The organism is Micromonospora sp. CV4 (assembly GCF_003667455.1).
Classification (GTDB): domain Bacteria; phylum Actinomycetota; class Actinomycetes; order Mycobacteriales; family Micromonosporaceae; genus Micromonospora.
Genome location: NZ_RCVI01000242.1, coordinates 1 through 20810, shown reverse-complemented (window position 1 = coordinate 20810; position 20810 = coordinate 1). Strand labels below are relative to the sequence as shown.

Below are 20810 nucleotides of genomic sequence, written 5' to 3'. Positions count from 1 at the left end.
GCCGCCGATCACCTGCTCAGCGCCTGAGGACCTCCAGCCATGCGACTCGTGTCATCGAAGCCCGGACGCGAGCCCAGCCCGCAGCCCGCCACCCGCCGCCTCGAGGCCGTTGAGCTGTGGCTGATTCGACCGCATGCCCTCGAGCCTCGGCACCGTCTCGGCACTCGGCGTCGGCGCAGTCGCAGCCGGCGCAGCCGAGCGGCTCGGGGGCAACGAAAGACTGGCCAAAAAGTTATCCACACCAGTTGTCCACAGGTACCCCCTGTTTCACGTGAAACACCGCGTGAAAGCGGGTGCCAGCCTGTGGATGACTGCCCGTGTTCAGGATCTCGGCAGCCTGTGGATAACCCTCCTTCCAGGCTTCGGCGCTCTACACATCGATCGACGATGAGCGCTGATCGGGTGGGCCGGGAAGGGATCAAACTGGTAGGGACAGCCGTGCCAGACTCGGTTAGGGTCAGCGTCGTGCACGACACCCCTCCCTCAGTCCCGGACTTCACCCAGTGGCCCTCGTTTCCCTTCGAGGGCGACCTCCGCGTAAAGCAGCTCGATGATCCGGTCCCGGTCGAACCGCCACGCAAGGGCGAGGGCCTCCGGGAATGCACCGCCTGCAACGCTCCTGACGACGCCTACATCTGGGTGGGAGAGCGGTGGCGGGTACGCGCCATGGACCGGCCCACCGGCCTGCCCATGGTGCTCATCCTGGAATCGCGGACCCACCTCGACCTGGGTGACCTGCCGAACCTGCTCGCCGCCGAGCTGGGCGTGATGACCGTCCGTCTGGAGCGGGCCATCCGATCGCTGGACGGCGTCGCTCGGGTACACGTCAACAGGTGGGGCGATGGCTCCGCCCATCTGCACATGTGGTTCCTCGCCCGTCCGTACGGGCGGCTTCAGCTGCGGGGCACCTTCCTGTCGCTGTGGGACTCGATCCTGCCGCCGATCTCCGAAGCGCAGTGGCGGGAGAACTTGGCGCTCGTCGCCGCCTGGCTCGCCGAGTTCGGTGGCCGGCCGCTCGCCGAGCCACCCCGTATCCAGTGGCAGGCACCGTCCAGCCTGCTGGCACAGTCTGCCGCTGCGGACGCCGCCGCAGCCGCGGCGGAGGCGGTCTCCGTCATCGAGGCGGCAGAGGAGATCCCGGAACCGGCACCCGACGCCGACGATGCCGCCGGCACCGACGACGGCACCGACACGAATGACCCCGCCGACACGACCGACCCCGCCGACAAGAGCGACGGCACCGACACGACCGACGGCACCGACACGGACGACGGTGCCGGCACGGACGAAGGCGACACGGACGACCTCGCTGACTTCGACACCGGAACCGTGCGGTCTGCCACCGAAACCGATCCAGCCGGAACCACCGCCGACCCGGCAACCGAACCGGCCGGCGCAGCAGCGCCCGGCCCAGCGGACACGCCCGGCCCCGGCAGCCGCGCCGCTGCGGCCAGCGCTCCACCCACCAGCACCCTCAGCACATCCGGGGACGCGTCCACCGCTCGCTGACAACGACGTGATCATGAGGTTGGCGGCGGCACCGGGCCGCGTGACACTCGCCAACCTCATGATCGGCCGCTCGGCGGCCGGTCGGCAGCCGGGCGGAGGCGCTGAGCGTGGGGTCCGCCGGGCGGACGGGGGGATGCGCGCAGGGGCCTCGAGAGGCCGGACGCAGGAGACGCTTAGCGTGCGGGCGCCGCGTGGAAGCTCAGCGCGATGGAGCGGGGCTCAGGAGGCCGGTTGCCGGGCGGCGGCGCGGGTGACCAGGGAGCCGAGGAGCCGACCGAAGTCCAGGCCGGCGGCCTGCACAGCGAGCGGAAGCAGCGACGTCTCCGTCATGCCGGGCGAGACGTTGACCTCCAGCACGTGCGGCTGACCGTCGGCGTCGACGATCACGTCGACGCGGGAGAGGTCACGCAGGCCGAGCGCGGTGTGTGCGGCGAGGGCCACGTCGGCCACCCGGGCGGCCACCTCCGGCTCCAGGCGGGCCGGGGCGTGCCACGTGGTACGCCCGGCGGTGTAACGGGCGGCGTAGTCGTAGACCCCGTTACGCGGCACGATCTCCACCGGCGGCAGAGCCTGCGGTCCGTCGCCGAGGTCGACCACGGAGACCGCCACGTCCATGCCCGGCACGTACCGCTCCACGAGGGCCGTGGAGTCGTACGCGAAGCAACCGACCATCGCGGCCGGCAGCGATGCGGCGTCGCGGACCACGGCGGCGCCCAGCCCCGAACCGCCCTGCGTCGGCTTGACCATCAGGGGCAGGCCCAGCCGGTCGGCGATCCGGTCGAGCACGGCCACCGCGCCCAGCTCGGAGAAGCGGTCGTGGGGCAGGGCCACCCAGTCCGGCGTCGGGATGCCGGCCTCGCGGAGCACCGCCTTGGCCGAGGGCTTGTCCCAGGCGAGTCGGGATGCACGGGCGTCGCAGCCGACGTACGGGACGCCGCACAGGTCCAGCACCCCGCGCAGCGAGCCGTCCTCGCCGGTGGCGCCGTGCAGGGCGATCACCACGGCGTCCGGTGGGTCGACGGCGAGCGCCGGCAGCAGAGCCACGTCGGCGTCCCGCAACTCGGCCTCGACGCCGACGGCGCGCAGCGCGTCGAGCACCCGGCGGCCGGAGCGTAGCGAGACGTCCCGCTCGTAGGAGAGCCCGCCGGCGAGTACCAGCACGTGCAGGTCGGCCGCGACGGCGGAGGTGGTCACGTGGAGGCGCTCGGCAGCGGTCGTACCCATGCCGGCATCATGCCAAGTCGGGCCCCGGCACGTCGGAGCCGGCCCCGCCGCGGCGCCCGGCGGCGCCTCCCGCGGTGCCGAAGACCCGACGCATGGCGATCTCCTGCTCCATCACTCCGGCCAGGCGGCGTACGCCCTCGCGGATCCGCTCGGGTGGCGGGAAGCTGAAGTTCAGCCGCATCGTGCCGGTGCCGGTGCCGTCGGCGTAGAAGCCGGTGCCGGGCACGTAGGCGACGCGGGCGGCGACGGCGCGCGGCATCATGGCCTTCGAGTCGAGCCCGTCGGGCAGGGTGGCCCAGACGAACAGGCCGCCGGCCGGGGTGGTCCAGCTGGTGCCCTCGGGCATCAGGTCGGCCAGCGCGTCGAGCATGGCGTCCCGGCGCTCCCGGTAGACCTCGCGGTAGACCTTGAGCTGCTGCCGCCAGGGCATGGTGCCCAGGTAGGTGGCGACCGCGGCCTGGGCGTAGCCGCTGGGGCAGAGGATCTGCGCCTCGCTGGCGATGACCAGCTTGTCGCGGACCGCGTGGGGCGCCAGGATCCAGCCGACCCGCAGCCCGGGCGCGAAGGTCTTGGAGAAGGTGCTGAGATAGAAGACGCCGTCCCGGCGGCGGGCCCGCAGCGGCGCCGGCGCCTCGCCCTCGAACCCCAGCTGACCGTACGGGTCGTCCTCGACCACGAGCAGGCCGGCGCGCTCGCAGATGTCGAGCACCCGCTCCCGGCGCTCCTCGCTGAGCGTCACGCCGGTCGGGTTCTGGTAGGTGGGGATGGTGTAGAGGAACTTCACCCGTCGCCCCGCGCGGGCCAGGTCGGCGATGGCCGTCTCCAGCGCCTCCGGGATCAGCCCGTCGGCGTCCATCGGCACGTGCGCCACCTGCGCCTGAGCGGCCTGGAACACACCGAGCGCGCCGACGTACGTCGGACCCTCGGCGAGCACCACGTCACCCGGGTCGAGGAAGAGCCGGGCCACCAGGTCCAGCGCCTGCTGCCCGCCCACGGTGACCACCACGTCCTCCGGGGAGGCGCCGCAGCCGGCGTCGATCCCGGAGAGCGCCATCACCTCGCAGATCCGTTCGCGCAGCTCAAGGGTGCCCTGGCCGATGCCGTACTGGAGGGTCGTCACGCCGTGTTCGGACCCGAGCCGGCCGAGCATCTCGCCGACCGCGTCGAGCGGCAGGGCGGCGATGTACGGCGCCCCACCGGCGAGCGAGACGACCTCCGGCCGGCTGGCCACCGCGAAGAGTGCTCGGATCTCGGAGGCGGTCATCCCGCGTACCCGCCGGGCGTACCGGTCGGTGTAGTCGTCGAGCGTCGTGCCGGTCATGACCTCACCTCGATCGCTGCTCGGGTGGCTCCCCCCGGGTACCCCGGACGCTGGCGACCATGGCGGCGGGGACACCGATTGTCGATCCTAGTCCGCCGGAGCCACGCTGCCGGCCTGCTGCGCCGGACCGTCCACATCCCGGACCGGTCCCCGGTGTCCCACGCGGCGGTGAGCATCTGCGCGTCCCCTCCCGTACCGTCGATCGGCGGCGTACGATCGCTCGTCGGGGGCAGGAAGGCGGCGCTGTCGTTCCGTGCCGGTCTCACCACCGAGCCTATTGTGGGGATGCGCCATATGTCGCGACGTCTGGTCAGCCTGACCCTCGACACGTTGGAAGACCTTCCTCGCCCGTGCCGACAGTGCGTCTACTGGGAGCTGGACCCGGTCTCCGCCGACCGGGCCTGTGCCGCCGGCGATCCGGGCCTGGAGAAGGAAGCGTGGGTCTCCCAGACGCTGCTGGAGTGGGGCTCGTGCGGCAAGCTCGCGTACGTCGACGGCATGCCGGCGGGCTTCGTGATGTACGCCCCGCCCGCCTACGTCCCCCGGTCGATGGCCTTCCCCACCTCGCCGGTCTCCGCCGACGCCGCGCTGTTGATGACCGCCAACGTGGTCGCCGCGTTCGCCGGTGGTGGGTTGGGCCGGATGCTGGTGCAGGGTGTCGCCCGAGACCTGACCAAGCGGGGGATCAAGGCGATCGAGGCGTTCGGGGACGCGAAGTTCGGCGACGCGGACGATCCGGCGGGCGGCTGTGTCGCGCCGGCCGATTTCTTCCTCTCCGTCGGATTCAAGACGGTCCGTCCGCATCCGCGGTTTCCCCGGCTCCGGCTGGAGCTGCGCACCGCGCTGAGCTGGAAGTCCGACGTCGAGTACGCGCTGGAGAAGCTGCTCGGCTCGATGAGCCCGGAGACCCTGCTCCGCCCGGTCCGGCCCGCCCCGGCCACCCGCTCCACCGGCGGCTGAGCGGACGTCGCGTCGAGCGTCTCCCGTGCCCACCGCCGGGCTCAGTCGACCACCGTCCCGGCGGTCACCACCGCTCGCAGCTCGCTGACGTCGATCGAGCCGGTCGGGACGTCCCGCTCGATCGGGAAGTACATCCGTTGCACCGCGGCCACGATGGCCTCCACCACCCGGTCCCGGAACCGGGGGTCGATCAGGCGGGTGCGGTCCGTCGGCGAGGTGAGATAGCCGACCTCCACCCGGACCGCCGGCATGCGGGTCAGTCGCAGCAGATCCCACGCCTTGGCGTGGGTACGGCAGTCCCGCAGCCCGGTGCGCGCGACGATCTCCCGCTGCACCAGCCCGGCCAGCCGTTCACCGGTCGCCGAGGTCACCCCGTTGTTGGTGCCGTAGTGGTAGGTCGCCACGCCGTCCGCGTCCGGGTTGGCGTGGCCGTCCAGGTGCAGCGAGATGAACACGTCGGCGCCGAGTGAGTTGGCCAGTTGCGCGCGGTCGGTGTCCGGCAGGCAACTGTCGGGCGCCGGGCCCCGAGTGAGCTGCACCCGCACTCCGGACGCGGCGAGCCGCCCCTCCAGCCGGCTGGCGAGGTCGTGCATCAGGTCCGCCTCCGTCCAGCGCAACGACCCGTCCGGCACGACCACCCCCGGGTCGGTGCCACCGTGGCCGGGGTCGATGACCACCGTCTTGCCGACCAGCGCCGGCCCGGACTGCCGGATCGCGTCGGACTCCCGTAGCCACTGGGGGCGGCCACCGACCACCTTCCGGCCGATCCGGCGCAGCGCGTTCATGGTCTGCGGTCCGCAGGAGCCGTCGGGGGTGAGCCCGACCTCGCGCTGGAACTGGGCCACCGCCCGGGAGGTCCGGATGCCGTAGATGGCGTCCGCCCGGCCCACGTCGTACCCCATTTCCAGGAGTCGCTCCTGGAGCGACCGCACGTCCTCGCCGGTGAGCGGTTCGGGCACCGCGTGGTAGAGGGTGCGGGCGCCGAGCCGCCACCGGGCGGCGTCCAGGGCCCCCCACGTCTCCGTACCGACCCGGCCGTCCACGCTGAGCCCGCGGGACTGCTGGAACGCGCGGACCGCGCGTTCGGTGTCGAGGTCGAACTCGTCCAGGTGTGGGCTGGCGGCGGACGCCAGCAGGTCGAGGCCGGTGAGGATGGTACGGATCTCCGTGACCGCGGGTCCCCGGTCACCGGGTCGGATCGGACGCACGCACGACCCCCTCTGCACGACGCTGGCTGGCCGGGCGGCCCAGGCTTGAGGCTATGCGTTCCGGGGCTGCGAGGTGGCTCGGGCTGGAAAAACGGGCGGCGGCGTGGCCCCGGAGAACAGCGAACCCCGCACCCGATGACGGGTACGGGGTTCGTGACGTTCCTGCTGGTCAGAGCGCCGATTCGATGAGCCGGACCAGCTCGCCCTTCGGCTTGGCGCCGGCGATCGACTGCACCGGCTGGCCGTTCTTGAAGACGGTGAGCGTGGGCACCGACATCACCCGGTAGGCGCGGGCGGTCTCCGGGTTCTCGTCGATGTTGAGCTTGACGATGGTGACCTGGTCACCCATCTCGCGGGCGATCTCCTCGAGCAGCGGCGACACCTTGCGGCAGGGGCCGCACCACTCGGCCCAGAAGTCCACCAGCACCGGCTTGTCGGCCTGCAGCACGTCAGCGACGAAGCTCTTGTCGGTGACCGCCTTGGTTGTTCCCACTATGCCCCTCCTCCGGGATGTGTTCGATTTTTCAGCTGAGCGTCGCGATGAACCGTTCGGCGTCGAGCGCGGCGGCACAGCCGGTGCCGGCCGCGGTGATCGCCTGACGGTAGGTGTGGTCGACCACGTCGCCAGCGGCGAAGACGCCGGGCACGTTGGTCCGGGTGCTGGGGGCCTGGACCTTCACGTAGCCCTCGTCGTCCAGCTCGACCTGGTCGCGGAAGAGTTCACTGCGGGGGTCGTGACCGATGGCCACGAAGACGCCGGTCACGTCCAGCACCTTGGTCTCGCCGCTGTGCACGTTGCGGACCCGTACGCCGGTGACCTTGCCGTCGGCGCCCAGGATCTCCTCGACGGTGCTGTTCCACTCGACCTTGATCTTCTCGTTGTTCAGCGCCCGGTCAGCCATGATCTTGCTGGCCCGGAACGAGTCGCGCCGGTGGATGATGGTGACCGAGTCGGCGAAGCGGGTGAGGAAGCTGGCCTCCTCCATCGCCGAGTCGCCGCCGCCGACGACCACGATGTGCTGGTTGCGGAAGAAGAACCCGTCACAGGTGGCGCACGAGGACACGCCGTGGCCGAGGAACTCCTGCTCGCCGGGCACGCCCAGCGGACGCCAGGCCGAACCGGTGGAGAGGATGACCGAGCGGGCCCGGTAGGCGGTCTCGCCGACCCAGACGGTGCTCACCGCGCCGGAGCCCGCGTCGCCGGTGTCGACCAGCTCGACCCGGGTCACGTCGTCGGTGAGGAACTCGGCGCCGAACCGCTCGGCCTGCTTGCGCATGTTGTCCATCAGCTCGGGGCCGAGGATGCCGTCGGCGAAGCCGGGGAAGTTTTCCACCTCGGTAGTGGTCATCAGCGCGCCGCCCGACTGCACGCCCTCGATGATCAGCGGCTTCAGGTTGGCGCGTGCGGCATAGACGGCCGCCGTGTAACCGGCCGGCCCGGAGCCGATGATGATCAGGTTGCGGACCTCGTCCACTGCCGTCTCCCGAGTTGTGTGTGTCGGCGTCGGCGCACGCACCGATGCTGATCCGAGTGCCGACGCCTGGAGGGTGCCGGCAGGTGACTTCCAGAACGTCATCGTACGAACCGGGGATTCCCGAGCCGGACATCCGGTGGGTCAGGTCACGCCGACGCCCAGGGCGCCGGGGACCGCAGATTCACCCTACCCGCGCCGAATACCGGCTGTCCGAGCCGGACCCGGGGACGCCACACTCCGGGCCGCTCACCCAGGCCCAGCGGGCCCCCGCCGCGTCGGTGAACCGGATGACCAGTGCCGGTTCGCCCCGGAACCCCGCGTAGTCGATCACGTCGACGACCAGCGGGGCGGATCCGTGCTCCGCCGCAACGTCGGCCAGGCAGGTGGTCAGCGCGGCCTCGTCGGTCAGCCTGGCCAACGGGCTCAGCCCGCCCGACGTCGCCGCCGTTCGCTGGTCCTTTTCGGCGTCCATCCCAGGCTGCCCTGAGAAGACGCTACTGCCGCCGCCCCGTAGTGGGGACGGCACACCCGTCGGGTTGCCGAGGGTCTGCGGCGTGTAGTTCGTACCGCTGTGCAGGGCCGGCCCGGTGGTGCGGACCGCGCCGGCGGCCGCCGCGCTCTCGGGCGCGCTGGCCGGTTGGTTCAGGGCACTCGTGCCGGCGGTGTCCGAGGAGTTCGTCGAGAGTTGGGTGAGGCCCAGCCCGACCGCGACGACGGCGACCGCCGCCACGGCCACCGGAGCGGCACGCCGGGTCCACCTGCGCCGACCGCGACCCGGGCCGGTTCGCGGGCCGCGTGCCGACTCGGCCGGGGAGGGGCCGGCGGGCCGACGACCGCTTCCGCCCTGTGCGGGCACTACCGGTGTGGTGACGTCGGCTTCCGGCTCGACGTCGGCGGTGTCCGCGTCGGCCGAGGTGCCGTTCGGCGCGGGATCCGCCGCGGCCAGCGCTGCGGTGAGTCGGTCGGCGACCGCTGGCGGCAGCTCCGGGGCTGGCTCGGCCCACCGGGCCAGGTCGGCGCGGACCTCGGTCACCGCGTGGGCCAGCAGCGCGTACGCCCCGGCCCAGGCCGGGTCCGTGTCGACCAGCCGAGCGACCTCCGCCTGCTGCGGGGTGCCGTCCAACGCCCCGCCGAGGTAGTCAGCGAGCAGGTCGTCGTCGACCTCCCTGTACCCCTCGGTCGTCACGTGTCCTCCTGATTGGCGTCCCGCCGGTACCGGCCCGACCCCGATCCGACGCCCTCCACCGGGCGTGGGTTCCCCTGCGTGACGCCGGGCACGTCCGTGACCGATCCGGATGGCTCCGGGCGGACCGCGGCCGCTGCCGGGCGGAGGTGCCCGAGCAGCACCGCCAGCCGGGCCCGACCCCGGGCGCACCGGCTCTTCACCGTCCCCTCGGCGACGCCGAGGATGCGTGCCACCTCGGCGACCGGATAACCCTGCAGGTCCACCAGAACCAGGGCGGCACGTTGCTCGACGGGCAGGGCGGCGAGCGCCTCCCGGACCACCAGCGCGGTGTCATGGTCCTGCGCCGGCGCGGCCGGCTCCACCCCGGGGGTGCCCGACCCGTCCGCGGCGCGGTTGCCGTCCGGCAGCGGAACGGTGGGGTGCGCCTGCCGGCGTCGGATCCGGTCCAGGCAGGCGTTCACCACGATGCGGTGCAGCCAGGTGGTGACGGCGGAGTCACCGCGGAACCGGCCAGCCGCCCGGTGCGCGGACAACAGCGCGTCCTGGAGGGCATCGGCTGCCTCTTCCCGGTCACCGAGCGTCCGCAGGGCCACCGCCCAGAGCCGATCCCGGTGCCGACGGAACAGTTCGGCGAAGGCGTCCCGGTCTCCGCTGACGTGGGCGCGCAGCAGCTCCAGGTCCGTTGCGGCGTCGCGCCCGTCCATCACCGCGTCCAGCGGATGCGGTGACTGCTGTCTGGTGCCCGGCTCACGACCCCTGGACCGTGATCTCCTGCACCCCCAGCTTGAAGCCACCCTCGGCCGGAGGCAGTTCGGTGATCCAGAACAGCAGGTACTGGTATTTCGTGTCCGCGTCGAAGCCGTTGAACGTCATGGTGGTGCCGTCGTGGTCCTCGAACGGCTGCCCGATGTGGGTCTTGTAGCTCGCGACCAACTGCTTGTCGCCGCTGGAACTCGACGGCGGGTTGGCACTGCCGGCGAGGAGTTCGGCGGAGGCGCCGGTAGCAGAGAGCACCGCCTGCACCGACTTGACGCTGTGCGGCTCGCCGAGATCGAGCCAGACGCCCATGCCCTTCTTGAGGTTGCCGAAGTTGGGCCGGTCCCGGTACGTCTCCGTCTCCCAGCCCTTGTCCTCGTCACCGTCGATGACCTTGTCGGCGCCGTCGACCTCGCTGCGGTTCTTGCTGTCCGGGTCGATGATCCGGACGCCCTGCACGGCCAGCTTGCGCACGGTGGCGGCGGCCGGGGTGGCCTCGCCGGCCGGGGCGCTGGCGGTGGGAGCCGCGCCCGCGCTGCCCTTCGGGTCCTCGTCGTCGCCGCCCAGGGCGCTGATCCCGATCAGCAGACCGACCAGGGCGACCGCCAGCAGACCGGCGATGCCCACGGCGACCTTGCGACCACCGGCCGCGGCCAGCGGGGACGGCTCGTCCTCGGTCTCGGCGGCGAACCGCAAGGGCCCGCTGTTGTCGAGGTAGTGCTCCTCCTCGGCCGGCACGTCCAGTCGGGCCAATTCGGCCGCGAGTACGTCCGACGAGGGCGGGGCGATCTCGGCGTCGAGCAGGTCCATGGTCAGGTCGTCCAGGTACGCGGGCACGCCGGCCCGGACCTGGCGGGGCGCGGCGATGCCGCCGCTGGCGTCCCGGACCGCGTCCGGGATGGCGGCCCGGCCGTGACCGGCGGTCGCGCCGTGCAGCGGTGCCTCGGCGTGCGGCCAGTGGCCGGTCAGGGCGAAGTAGAGGACCCCGCCGACCGCCCGGATGTCGTTCTCCTGGCTGTCGGCGCCGTCGGTGCGCGCATCGGCCAGCACCACGCGGCCCTCGTCGCTGATCATGACGGTGCCGGGGTGCACGTTGCCGTGCACCATCCCGGTGGCGTGCACCGCGGCGAGCGCGCTGGCGACGGCGTTGCCGATCGCGGTGGCCCGGGCCGGGTCCAGCGGGCCCTCGGCCGCCAGGTCGCGCAGCGACTGCCCGTCCACCCACTCGCGCACCACGTACGCCCGCTCGGCCTCGTCGATGGCGTCGTAGACGCCGACCAGGTTGGGGTGGATGACCCGGCTGGCCGCGACGGCGGCCTGAAGCATCTCGGTGGCGGAGTCGCCACCCGGGTAGCGCAGCACCACCGCGACGGGACGGCGCAGGATGACATCGACCCCACGCCAGACCAGCCGACCCGCGCTGTCGTTGTTGATGTGCTCGACCAGCTCGTACCGCTCGGCGAGGATTTCACCGGCCGTGGGAGCACCGAAGGTCATGAGCGGCGGAGCGCTCTCGTCCGCCTCCTGACCCTCGCCGACCTGGGTCACCCGTCCTCCCTCGGTGATCGTGTCGATCGATGGACCCGCACTGCTGGGCATGTGGCTTCCCGCTCTGCCGTCGAAGGAACCGGCCGACCGGTGTCGACGCGCAGCGTCGGCGCCTGCCGTACCCGTCGAGAGCGACCTTACCCGGGTTGCCCGTCTCTCCGACATGTCATCTTCCCGCCGTACCCGGCGGGGTGCCGGGAGTCGGAAGAGTCGTCCGGTTACGACCGTTGTCAGCCACGTTGCTGGCACATGTACTAGCCAATCTACGGCTTCACCGCAAGTGACCGACGCCGGGGCCGGCCCAGGTGCGCGCCGCCGCCAACAGGCGTGTTCCCGCCGATCGGTCCGACACGCTCAGCCGTACGGTCAGTTATCCACAGGCGAATCGGTGGCTGACCGGCGAATCGCGGGGTTATCCACAAGTGCATCCCCAGGCTGGTGATCCACGGTCACGATCCGTGTGGATATTCGTGCTCCGCGACCGGCTGCTACCGCTCAGCGACCGATCCGGCGGCGGACCATGCCGACCACCTCGGTGATCTCCCCGATCCGCAGCAGCATGGCCAGACCGAGGTACGTTCCGCCGATCACCGCTCCGCCGATCACCAGCTGGATGACGGCCTGGGTCCAGCTCGGCGTGTCGCCGCCGGGCAGCAGGTTGACCGCGAGCAGGCCGACCAGCGCGGCGCCGAGCGCGGCGACCAGGACCCGGCCCAGGGTGCGCATGATGTTGCCCAGCCCGATCCGGCCGACCCGCGGACGGAGCAGCCAGGCGGAGCCGATCGCCGCGGCCAGATACGAGACAGCGTTACCGATCATCATCCCGGCCGCTGCGAAGTGGGCGGCGAACGCGGCGAACAGCACGATCTGCACGCCGATCCGCAGCGCCACGACCGGAATGTTGATCAGCGCCGGGGTGCGGGTGTCCGGAAGGGCGTAGAAGGCGAAGGTGAAGAGCTGGCTGATCGCGAACGGCACCAGGGCGAGCGCGGCCAGCAGCAGTACGAGCGAGGTGTCGGCGGCGTTCTCGTCGCTGAACGCGCCGTAGCGGAACAGCACCACCGCCAGCGGGGTGGCCAGCACGGCGTAGCAGACGGCGATCGGAGCGAGCACCGCGGAGACCGTCCGGGTGCCCCGGGACAGGTCGGCGGCCACGTCGGCGTACCGGCCGTCGGCGGCGGCGGCGCTCATCCGAGGCATCAACGCGGTGATGATCGAGACGGCGATGATGCCGTGCGCCATCATCAGCAGCAGGAAGACGTTGTTGTAGATCAGGGCGCCGGCGTCCCCGTCGCCCGCCCGGTTGAGCAGGTTGAACAGCACGATCAGGCCGACCTGGCTGACCGCCACGTAGCAGAACATCCAGCCGCCGAGCCGGCCCAGCTCGCGCAGGCCGAGCGCGCGGAAGTCGAACCGGAGCTTCCACTGGAAGCCCACCCTGCGCAGCGCCGGCAGCAGGCCGGCGGCCTGGATCGCGACACCGAGCAGGGTGCCACCGCTGATCAGGAGGATCCGGCCGGTGGTCATCTGCTCCGGCCGGACGATCTCCGCACCGAAGATCGCGATGTAGAGGCCGGCGGTGGCGATCACCACGATGTTGTTGAGGATCGGCGCCCACATCGGGGCGGCGAAGTGCCCCCGGGTGTTGAGCACCGCGCTGATCAGCGCGCTGAGGCCGGTGAAGAAGATCATCGGCAACATCAGGTAGGACAGGCTGGTGACCAGGTCCTGGTAGTCCGACCCGCGGTTGTCGCTGGTGTAGAGCCTGGTCAGCAGCGACGCGGCGGCCACCGCGACCAGCGCGGCCGCGGCCAGGGTGACCACCGCCAGGGTGAGCAGCCGCTGGGCGTACGCCTGGCCGCCGTCGGCGTCGGCCCTGCGCCGGCGGACCAGCACCGGGATCAGCACGCTGGTGAGGATTCCGCCGAGGAGGAACTCGTAGACCATTCCGGGCAGGATCTGCGCGGTGGTGTAGGCGTCACCGACCAGCGCGCCACCCAGCGCCGCGGTCAGCACCAGCGTCCGCAGGAAGCCGGTGCCCCGGCTGACCAGGCTGCCGATCGCCATCACCGCGCTGTTGGTCGCGGCGCTCGCCTCGCCCACCTGTTCCTGCGGTGGCGCGGTCGACTCCATGGCCGGCTGGTTCAGCGGCTCGGCGGAGATGAAGGTGGCGCCGTCCCCCGGCCCCAGGCCGGCTCCCGCACCGCCGCCCTGCGCGGCGTTCGCGCTGCGGTAGAGCCCGCCGCTCATCTCCAGCCTCCCAGGGGGTACGTCGAGCCGGGCACCGACCCGCACGTCACAGACCTTAGTCAACCGGTACCCGTTACCCGCGCCCGGCGGAGGGGATGCCGACCGGGCCCGATAGGCTGGCGATCCCATGTCCGAAGCCTCCGCTCCCCACGCCGCCGACCGCCGCGAACTCACCGCCGCGCAGCGCAACGCCGTCGCCGAACTGCTCCGGGTCTCCCCGGTCGCCGACGAGTTGGGCCGCCGGTTCGTACGCGCCGGTCACGAGCTGCACCTGGTGGGCGGTTCGGTGCGGGACGCGCTGCTCGGCCGACTCGGGGACGACCTGGACTTCTGCACCGACGCGCACCCCGACGAGACGCTGCGGATCATCAAGGGCTGGGCCGAGTCGATCTGGGAGACGGGCCGGGAGTTCGGCACCATCGGCGCCCAGCGCGACGGCCTCCGACTGGAGATCACCACCTTCCGCGCCGAGTCGTACGACCAGGTCACCCGTAACCCCGTGGTGGTCTACGGCACCAGCCTCACCGAGGATCTGCGGCGGCGCGACTTCACCATCAACGCGATGGCGGTCAGCCTGCCGGAGCACCGCTTCACCGACCCGCACGGCGGGCTGGACGATCTCTCGGCCAAGGTCATTCGTACCCCCGCCGATCCCCGCGAGTCGTTCGGCGACGACCCGCTGCGGATGCTGCGGGCCGCCCGGTTCGCCGCCCAACTGCGCTTCGCCGTGCACCCGGACGTGCACACGGCGATGAGCCGGATGGCCGCCGACCTGGACCGGATCACCGCCGAGCGGATCCGTGACGAGTTCACCAAGCTGCTCTGCGGCGCCGACCCGATCACCGGGTTGCGGCTGCTGGTCGACACCGGGCTGGCCGAGCGGTTCCTGCCGGAGCTGACCGGGCTCAAGCTGGAGATCGACGAGCACGCCCAGCACAAGGACGTCTACGAGCACACGCTGACGGTCGTCGAGAACGCGGTCTCCTTCGAGGAGGAGGGCGGCTGCGACTTCATCCTGCGGATGGCCGCCCTCATGCACGACGTGGGCAAGCCGGCGACGAAGGCGGTCGGCTCCGACGGCCGGGTCAGCTTCCACCACCACGAGGTGGTCGGCGCCAGGCTGACCAAGGCCCGGATGAAGGCGCTGCGCTACCCCAAGGACATCACCGCGAAGGTGACCGCGCTGGTCGCGCTGCACCTGCGCTTCTACGGGTACGGCCGGGGCGAGTGGACCGACTCAGCGGTACGCCGCTACGTCGCCGACGCCGGTGACCTGCTACCTCGGCTGCACAAGCTGACCCGCTCGGACTGCACCACCCGCAACCGGCGTAAGGCCGCGCAGCTCGGCGCGGACTACGACGCGCTGGAGGACCGGATCGCCCGGATCGCGGCCGAGGAGGACCTGGCGCGGGTCCGCCCGGACCTGGACGGCAACGCGATCATGGAGTTGCTCGGCGTACCGCCGGGGCCGGTCGTGGGGCGGGCGTGGAAGCACCTCAAGGAGCAGCGCCTGGAGCACGGCCCGCTGGATCGCGACGCCGCGGAGGCGGAGCTGCTGCGCTGGGCCCGCGCCGAGGGCCTGATCTCCTGATATGCCGACGGGCGCCACCCCCGAAACCTGGGAGCGGCGCCCGTCGGCGTACGGCGTCAGCGGGTCTCGACGGCGGTCCCGTCCACGGCCGTGGTGCCCTTGCCGGTCGTCGTGCCGTTGCCGCCCGCGCCGGACGCCGAGCCGAGCCGGGCGAGCAGGCCGGCCAGGTCGATCCCGGTCAGGTCACTGCCGAGCTGCAACCCCTGGGCCACGTTGCCGGCCACCGACTTCGTCAGCGACGAGGCGCCGTCGGTGGAGATGACGGTCATCTTGTCGATCGCCCCGATCGGGGCGCTGGCCGCCTCCACCACCTGCGGCAGCACCTTGACCAGCAGGTCCAGCACCGCCGCCTCCCCGTACGCGGCGAAGGCTTCCGCCTTGCGTGCCATCGCGTCCGCTTCGGCCTGGCCCTTCGCCAGGATGGCCGCCGCCTCGGCCTGACCCTCCCGCTCCACCGCCTCGGCGATCGCGGAGCGCCGGCGCTGCTCGGCCTCGCCCTCCTTGGCGCCCTCGATCGCGTTCGCCTCGGCGAGCGCGGCCCGTCGGGCCCGCTCGCCCTCACCGGTGAGCCGCGCCTGCTCGGCGGAGGCCTGGGCGGCGGCGATGACCGACTGCCGCTGCGCGTCGGCGTGCAGCACCGCCGCGGCGCGGGACGCCTCGGCCTCCTGCTCCACCTTGTACCGGGCCGCGTCGGCCGGCTTGCGCACCTCGGTGTCCAGTTGGCGCTGCTTGAGTTCGGCGTTGCGCTCGGCGACCTTCTGCTGCTCGGAGAGGATCGCCTGGTCCCGCTCCGCCTGCGCGAGCGGCCCGGCCGCCGCCGACTTCGCCTTCGCCGCGTCGATCTCCGCCTGGATGCCGGCCTGCTTGAGGGACAGGTTCCGGTTCGCCTCGGCGATGGCCTCCTCGGCGAGCAGCCGCTCCTGCTCGGCCTGTTGCCGGGCCCGCGCCTCGGCGATCGCCGCGTCCTTGAGGACCCGGGCGGCCTCGGGTCGACCCAGGTCCTGGAGGTAGGAGCCCTCGGCCAGGATGTCCTGGAGTTGGAACGTGTCCAGCACCAGACCCTGGTTGGTCATCGAGTGCTCGGCCTCCTCCGCCACCGCGCTGGCGAACGCCGCCCGGTCCCGGATGACCTCCTCGACGGTGAGCCGACCGACGATCGAGCGCAGCGCACCGGCCAGCACCTCCCGGGTGAAGTTGTCGATCTCGTCCTGCTGGTGCAGGAACCGCTGGGCGGCGGCGCGGATCGCGTCCTCGGTGCCGCCGACCTTCACGATCGCCACCCCGTGCAGGTCGGTGCGGATGCCCTGCTTGCTCACCGCGCCCCGGATGCCGACGTCGATCCTCCGGCTGGACAGGTCGAGTGACTGGAGCTTCTGCACCACCGGCAGCACGAAGACCGAGGCGCCCAGCACCACCTTCTGGCCGGACATGTCGGTCGACCGGCCGCCGTCGGCGGTCTGCGTGGTGCGGCCCTTGCGGCCGGTCACGATGAAGGCCTCGTTCGGGCCGGCCACCTTGATCCGGGAGAGCACGAAGAACACCAGGACGAGCACGAGGAGTACCGCGCCGCCGATGGCGATTAACAGGGGCATGAAGGGTCCCGTCTGCGAGAAGGAGTCAGTAGGTCTCGACGAGCACGCTGGTCTCACTGAGCGCCTGCACGACGAAGACCTGGGCGCCGACCGGGATCGGCTGGTCGGCGCGGGCGTTGAGCTTGACCGGCTGACCGGCGACGCGTACCCGGACCTCGCCGTAGCCGTCGACGGGCACCGGGGTGACCACCAGGCCGAGCGCGCCGACCAGGTCGTCACGGGTGGGGGTGGGGTCGGTGCGCATGTTCCGGGCCGCCCGGCTCAGCCGGGACGCCAACCAGCCGGTGGGCACGGCGGCGATCAGACCGCCGGCCGCCGCCCCCGCGACCATTCCGGGTGTACGCGCACCGAGTAGCTCGTTGACGATGGCCGCGCCGAACCCGAACGCCCCGGCGAAGCCGGCGACCGTCTCGAGCCTGATCGGCCCGTCCACGTCGCCATGCCCGAACTGGAAGAGTTCGGTGCCGAGCAGGGCGAGCGCCAGCACGCCGACACCCGCCCCGCCGATGATGAGAAAGATGAGCGTCCCCGTGGCCACGACCTGCACGGTATCGATGTGGCGCAACGTTCAACCATCCATCCCGACGCGAAGATGATCTACCGAGGCGGGTCGGGCGGCGTTGATCCAAAAAGGGGGCGGCGCCACCGGACGTCGGCGAGTTATCTCTCTGCGCCGCCGGCCGACCGCCGGCCTGGCGAAGGAGTCCGCAGCAGGGACAATGGACCGATGCACTGGACCGTCCTCGACTCACCGATCGGCGAGTTCTCCGTGGCCACCGACGGCACGAGCGTCTGCGGCGCCCACTTCGGCCGGGTCGAGGCCGCCGGCGAGGAGCCCAAGGACGCGCTGTCCCGCCGGGCCGTCGCCGAGCTTCGGGCGTACTTCGCCGGCGAGTTGACCGCGTTCACCGTCCCGGTGTCGGCGCCGCGCGGCTCCGACTTCGAGCGGGCGGTGTGGCGGGAGATGACCCGCATTCCGTACGGGGAGACTCTGACGTACGGCGAGGTGGCGCGACGTGTCGGCGATCCCGGGGCGGCACGGGCGGTGGGCGTTGCCTGCAACCGCAACCCGGTGCCCGTGATCGTGCCGTGTCACCGGATCGTCGGCGCGGGCGGCAAGCTGGTCGGCTTCGGCGGCGGGCTGCCCCGCAAGGTCAAGCTGCTGGAGCTGGAGGCCGGGGTCGCGCTGCGACACGCCTGGAACGGGCTCTGACGAGGGTGCGCGCGTTGCGGCTGTCGCCGTACCTGGAGATGGTGGGCTGAACGCGGCGAGGGCCGGGTCCGTTCGGACCCGGCCCTCGCCGTGCTGGTGTTCAGCGGGTCAGCGCTCGACCTCACCGGCGATGAACTCCTCCACGGCCTGGTGGGCGTCGTGGTCGGCGTACTGCACCGGCGGGGACTTCATGAAGTACGACGAGGCCGACAGGATCGGGCCGCCGATCTTCCGGTCCAGCGCGATCTTCGCGGCGCGGACCGCGTCGATGATGACGCCGGCCGAGTTCGGGGAGTCCCACACCTCGAGCTTGAGCTCGGCGTTCAGCGGGGTGTCACCGAACGAGCGACCCTCCAGGCGGATGTACGCCCACTTGCGGTCGTCGAGCCACGGCACGTGGTCCGACGGGCCGATGTGCACGTCGCTCTTGCTCATCTCGTGCGGGATCTGCGAGGTGACCGACTGGGTCTTCGAGATCTTCTTCGAGACCAGCCGCTTGCGCTCCAGCATGTTCATGAAGTCCATGTTGCCGCCGAAGTTGAGCTGGTACGTGCGCAGCAGCTCGACGCCGCGGTCCTCGAAGAGCTTCGCGAGGGCGCGGTGCACGATGGTGGCGCCGACCTGGCTCTTGATGTCGTCACCGACGATCGGCAGGCCGGCGTCGGTGAACTTCTGGGCCCACTCCGGGTCGGAGGCGATGAAGACCGGCAGGGCGTTGACGAACGCGCAGCCGGCGTCGATCGCCGCCTGGGCGTAGTACTTGGCGGCCTGCTCCGAGCCGACCGGGAGGTAGCAGACGACGACGTCGACCTGCGCGTCGCGCAGTGCCTGCGCCACGTCGACGGGGGTGGCGTCGGACTCCTCGACGATCTCGCGGTAGTACTGGCCCAGACCGTCGAAGGTCGGACCGCGCTGCACGCTGACGCCGGTCGGCGGCACGTCGCAGAGCTTGATGGTGTTGTTCTCGCTGGCGACGATCGCCTCCGCGAGGTCCATGCCCACCTTCTTGGCGTCCACGTCGAACGCCGCGACGAACTCGACGGCGGAGACGTGGTAGTCGCCGAAGGCGACGTGCATGAGACCCGGGACGCGGTCGTTCGGGTCGGCATTCCGGTAGTACTCGACGCCCTGAACCAGGGACGAGGCGCAGTTACCCACACCGACGATGGCGACGCGGACGGAGCCCATAGCGTCTGCCTCCTTCTTTTCTGTCACGGCCGCTCTTTCCTGGTCTCTCCAGGCGGAGGCGGGCTGTTGTCTTCTCGTCGGCCACCGGCCGTCCCGATGTCCGGGACCGTCGGGGCTCGGCCGGAGCGCTCGTTGGCGATGAGCTCCTCCAGCCAGCGGACCTCGCGCTCACAGGCGTCAAGGCCGTGGCGCTGCAGTTCCAGGGTGTAAGCGTCGAGGCGCTCGGCCGCCCGGCCCAGCACGTCGCGAAGTCCTTCGCGACGTTCCTCGATCTTGCGGCGGCGACCCTCCAGAATGCGCAGTCGGGTCGCCTGGTCGGTCCGGGCGAAGAACGCGAAGTGCACTCCGAAACCCGTGTCGTCGTACGTCTCGGGCCCGGCCTGCGCGATCAGCTGGGCGAAGCGTTCCTTGCCTTCCGCGGTGATTTTGTAGACCACCCGACCTCGTCGGCTGGTCAGCGCGGGAACCTCCTCGGCGGTGGCGGGCGTCTCGGCGGCTTCGGTGATCCATCCCGCCGCCTGCAACCTGCGCAGGGTCGGGTAGAGCGAGCCGTAGCTGATCGCCGCCCGGATCGCGCCGAGTTTGGCGGTCAGCTCCTTGCGCAGCTCATAGCCGTGCATCGGAGACTCCTGCAGGAGGCCGAGGATGGCGAACTCGAGCACTGCGCCACCCTCTCTTACCCCCGGCGCGGAGCGGTAACCGCCGCGATGTATCGGACCGATACATCGCACGTTAGCGGGTCGAGGATGCCAGGGCAAACCCCCGTTCCGGGATGCTGTCGTCACGGATCGTGACCGTGGTCGCCTGGTCGAGCCGGACCGCGTACCCTTCTCCGCATGCGTACGCAGCGCCAGGTCGTCGACTACTCGCTCCAGAAGCGAGCGGTGCTGCGTGAGCTCCTGGCCGGCCGGGTCGGCACGTACGACGTCTGCGACGCGTCGCCGTACCTGAAGAACGCCGCGCGGTTCCACGGCGAGCCGACCGACCTGCGCTGCCCGATCTGCCGCAGTGAGAACCTGACACTCGTCCACTACATTTACGGGGACGAGCTCAAGCAGTCCGCCGGCCAGGCCCGGACACTGGCTGAGTTGCCCGTGCTGGCGATGACGCTGCGTGAGTTCCAGGTCTTCGTGGTGGAGGTGTGCCTCGGCTGTGACTGGAACCATCTCGTCGAGCAGTACCTGCTCGGCCGGGACGGTCTCACCGGCGAAGGCGACGGCATCAGCGAGCAGGACGCGGCGGGCGCCGGTGGCGCCGGCCGGCGGAGGCGAGAGGCGCAACGGTGATCTCAGCTGGTTCGACCGGCCCCGGGGCCGCAGACGCTACCCGGGACGGCCGACCGCTCGTTGGTCTGATTGGCCCGATTGATACTGCAATGACCCCGGCGAACCGGCACCCCCGTGCCGGCGTCCCGGGTGAAGCAACTCACGGCAACCCGGTGGCGGCGCAGTCGCGCCCCACCGCGACCGGCAGGGTGTGAGGAATGAACTCGTACGGCGATCCCAGTTCTGCGCGTGGACGGACCCAGTACCCGGGGCCGGACGGCGACCCCGGACCGGGCGCGGACGACGCGTACCGCCGACCTGGCGGTGACTCCCGAGGGAGCGGATGGTCGGCCTCGGAGGCCGGGGCGTCCCCCGGTCGTGCCTCGGTCACACCGCGGGCCGCCGGTGGGCGGGCCTCGGTGGGTGGCGCCGCCGTGGTGCCGCCGCGCGGCGGAGCGGCCGCCGGATCCGCCTCGGTGGGTTCGGCCGCGCCGGGTCGGACCGGGCGGGCATCGGTGCCGGTG

18 protein-coding genes and 1 pseudogene are annotated in these 20810 nt (G+C 71.7%); 6 read left to right on the top strand and 13 right to left on the bottom strand.

Features of this window, described 5'->3' with window-relative positions:
• Positions 1–465 precede the first annotated feature (465 nt).
• Positions 466–1509, top strand: coding sequence for a hypothetical protein (locus EAD98_RS12170; protein ID WP_121654162.1), 1044 nt, complete (start codon positions 466–468; stop codon positions 1507–1509).
• A gap of 219 nt (positions 1510–1728) precedes the next feature.
• Here the strand turns inward: EAD98_RS12170 and EAD98_RS12165 are convergent, their stop codons facing one another.
• Both EAD98_RS12165 and EAD98_RS12160 read right to left on the bottom strand, forming a co-directional pair.
• Positions 1729–2733, bottom strand: coding sequence for a D-alanine--D-alanine ligase (locus tag EAD98_RS12165; RefSeq protein ID WP_121654161.1), 1005 nt, complete (start codon positions 2731–2733; stop codon positions 1729–1731).
• A gap of 7 nt (positions 2734–2740) precedes the next feature.
• Positions 2741–4054, bottom strand: a complete 1314-nt coding sequence (locus EAD98_RS12160) for a PLP-dependent aminotransferase family protein (protein ID WP_121654160.1) — start codon at positions 4052–4054, stop codon at positions 2741–2743.
• 294 nt (positions 4055–4348) lie between these two features.
• Here EAD98_RS12160 and EAD98_RS12155 point away from each other — a divergent pair, with 294 nt between their 5' ends.
• Positions 4349–5014, top strand: coding sequence for a GNAT family N-acetyltransferase (locus EAD98_RS12155; RefSeq protein ID WP_074315552.1), 666 nt, complete (start codon positions 4349–4351; stop codon positions 5012–5014).
• A gap of 41 nt (positions 5015–5055) precedes the next feature.
• Here the strand turns inward: EAD98_RS12155 and EAD98_RS12150 are convergent, their stop codons facing one another.
• From EAD98_RS12150 to murJ, 7 genes are all read right to left on the bottom strand, one after another.
• On the bottom strand, positions 5056–6222 hold the full coding sequence (locus tag EAD98_RS12150) for an N-acetylmuramoyl-L-alanine amidase (RefSeq protein ID WP_121654159.1): 1167 nt from the start codon (positions 6220–6222) through the stop codon (positions 5056–5058).
• Between the two features lie 169 nt (positions 6223–6391).
• On the bottom strand, positions 6392–6715 hold the full coding sequence (gene trxA / locus EAD98_RS12145; RefSeq protein ID WP_030331849.1) for a thioredoxin: 324 nt from the start codon (positions 6713–6715) through the stop codon (positions 6392–6394).
• Between the two features lie 31 nt (positions 6716–6746).
• Positions 6747–7697: a thioredoxin-disulfide reductase gene (trxB, locus tag EAD98_RS12140; RefSeq protein ID WP_121654158.1), complete on the bottom strand. Its 951-nt coding sequence runs from the start codon at positions 7695–7697 to the stop codon at positions 6747–6749.
• Between the two features lie 181 nt (positions 7698–7878).
• Positions 7879–8883, bottom strand: a complete 1005-nt coding sequence (locus EAD98_RS12135; RefSeq protein WP_121654157.1) for a hypothetical protein — start codon at positions 8881–8883, stop codon at positions 7879–7881.
• Positions 8880–9587, bottom strand: a complete 708-nt coding sequence (gene sigM, locus EAD98_RS12130; RefSeq protein ID WP_121654156.1) for an RNA polymerase sigma factor SigM — start codon at positions 9585–9587, stop codon at positions 8880–8882. The genes EAD98_RS12135 and sigM overlap by 4 nt, the downstream gene beginning before the upstream one ends.
• Before the next feature lie 43 nt (positions 9588–9630).
• Positions 9631–11238 carry a protein kinase family protein gene (locus EAD98_RS12125; RefSeq protein ID WP_121654155.1) on the bottom strand — a complete coding sequence of 536 codons (1608 nt, stop codon included), beginning with the start codon at positions 11236–11238 and terminating at the stop codon, positions 9631–9633.
• Positions 11239–11682: 444 nt separating this feature from the next.
• Positions 11683–13437 (bottom strand): murein biosynthesis integral membrane protein MurJ, encoded by a 1755-nt coding sequence (gene murJ, locus EAD98_RS12120; protein WP_121654154.1) that lies wholly within the window; start codon positions 13435–13437, stop codon positions 11683–11685.
• A 127-nt stretch (positions 13438–13564) separates the two neighbouring features.
• Between murJ and EAD98_RS12115 the strand changes: the two genes are divergently transcribed.
• Entirely contained in the window at positions 13565–15028 is a 1464-nt protein-coding gene (locus EAD98_RS12115; protein WP_121654153.1) for a CCA tRNA nucleotidyltransferase, read from the top strand.
• A gap of 56 nt (positions 15029–15084) precedes the next feature.
• On the opposite strand, the gene EAD98_RS12110 is transcribed toward EAD98_RS12115, so the two are convergent.
• Together EAD98_RS12110 and EAD98_RS12105 are read right to left on the bottom strand one after the other, a co-directional pair.
• On the bottom strand, positions 15085–16620 hold the full coding sequence (locus EAD98_RS12110) for a flotillin family protein (RefSeq protein WP_121654152.1): 1536 nt from the start codon (positions 16618–16620) through the stop codon (positions 15085–15087).
• 25 nt (positions 16621–16645) lie between these two features.
• Positions 16646–17167 carry a hypothetical protein gene (locus tag EAD98_RS12105; RefSeq protein WP_233578615.1) on the bottom strand — a complete coding sequence of 174 codons (522 nt, stop codon included), beginning with the start codon at positions 17165–17167 and terminating at the stop codon, positions 16646–16648.
• A 180-nt stretch (positions 17168–17347) separates the two neighbouring features.
• Here EAD98_RS12105 and EAD98_RS12100 point away from each other — a divergent pair, with 180 nt between their 5' ends.
• Entirely contained in the window at positions 17348–17833 is a 486-nt protein-coding gene (locus EAD98_RS12100) for a methylated-DNA--[protein]-cysteine S-methyltransferase (protein WP_121654150.1), read from the top strand.
• 108 nt (positions 17834–17941) lie between these two features.
• Here the strand turns inward: EAD98_RS12100 and EAD98_RS12095 are convergent, their stop codons facing one another.
• Positions 17942–19021, bottom strand: coding sequence for an inositol-3-phosphate synthase (locus EAD98_RS12095; RefSeq protein ID WP_121654149.1), 1080 nt, complete (start codon positions 19019–19021; stop codon positions 17942–17944).
• A 23-nt stretch (positions 19022–19044) separates the two neighbouring features.
• Complete coding sequence (locus EAD98_RS12090; protein ID WP_121654148.1) at positions 19045–19683, bottom strand: PadR family transcriptional regulator; 639 nt, start codon at positions 19681–19683, stop codon at positions 19045–19047.
• 174 nt (positions 19684–19857) lie between these two features.
• Between EAD98_RS12090 and EAD98_RS12085 the strand changes: the two genes are divergently transcribed.
• Positions 19858–20307, top strand: a complete 450-nt coding sequence (locus EAD98_RS12085; protein WP_121654147.1) for a DUF5318 domain-containing protein — start codon at positions 19858–19860, stop codon at positions 20305–20307.
• A gap of 197 nt (positions 20308–20504) precedes the next feature.
• Positions 20505–20810, top strand: a pseudogene (locus tag EAD98_RS31540) (penicillin-binding protein); the annotation flags it as partial.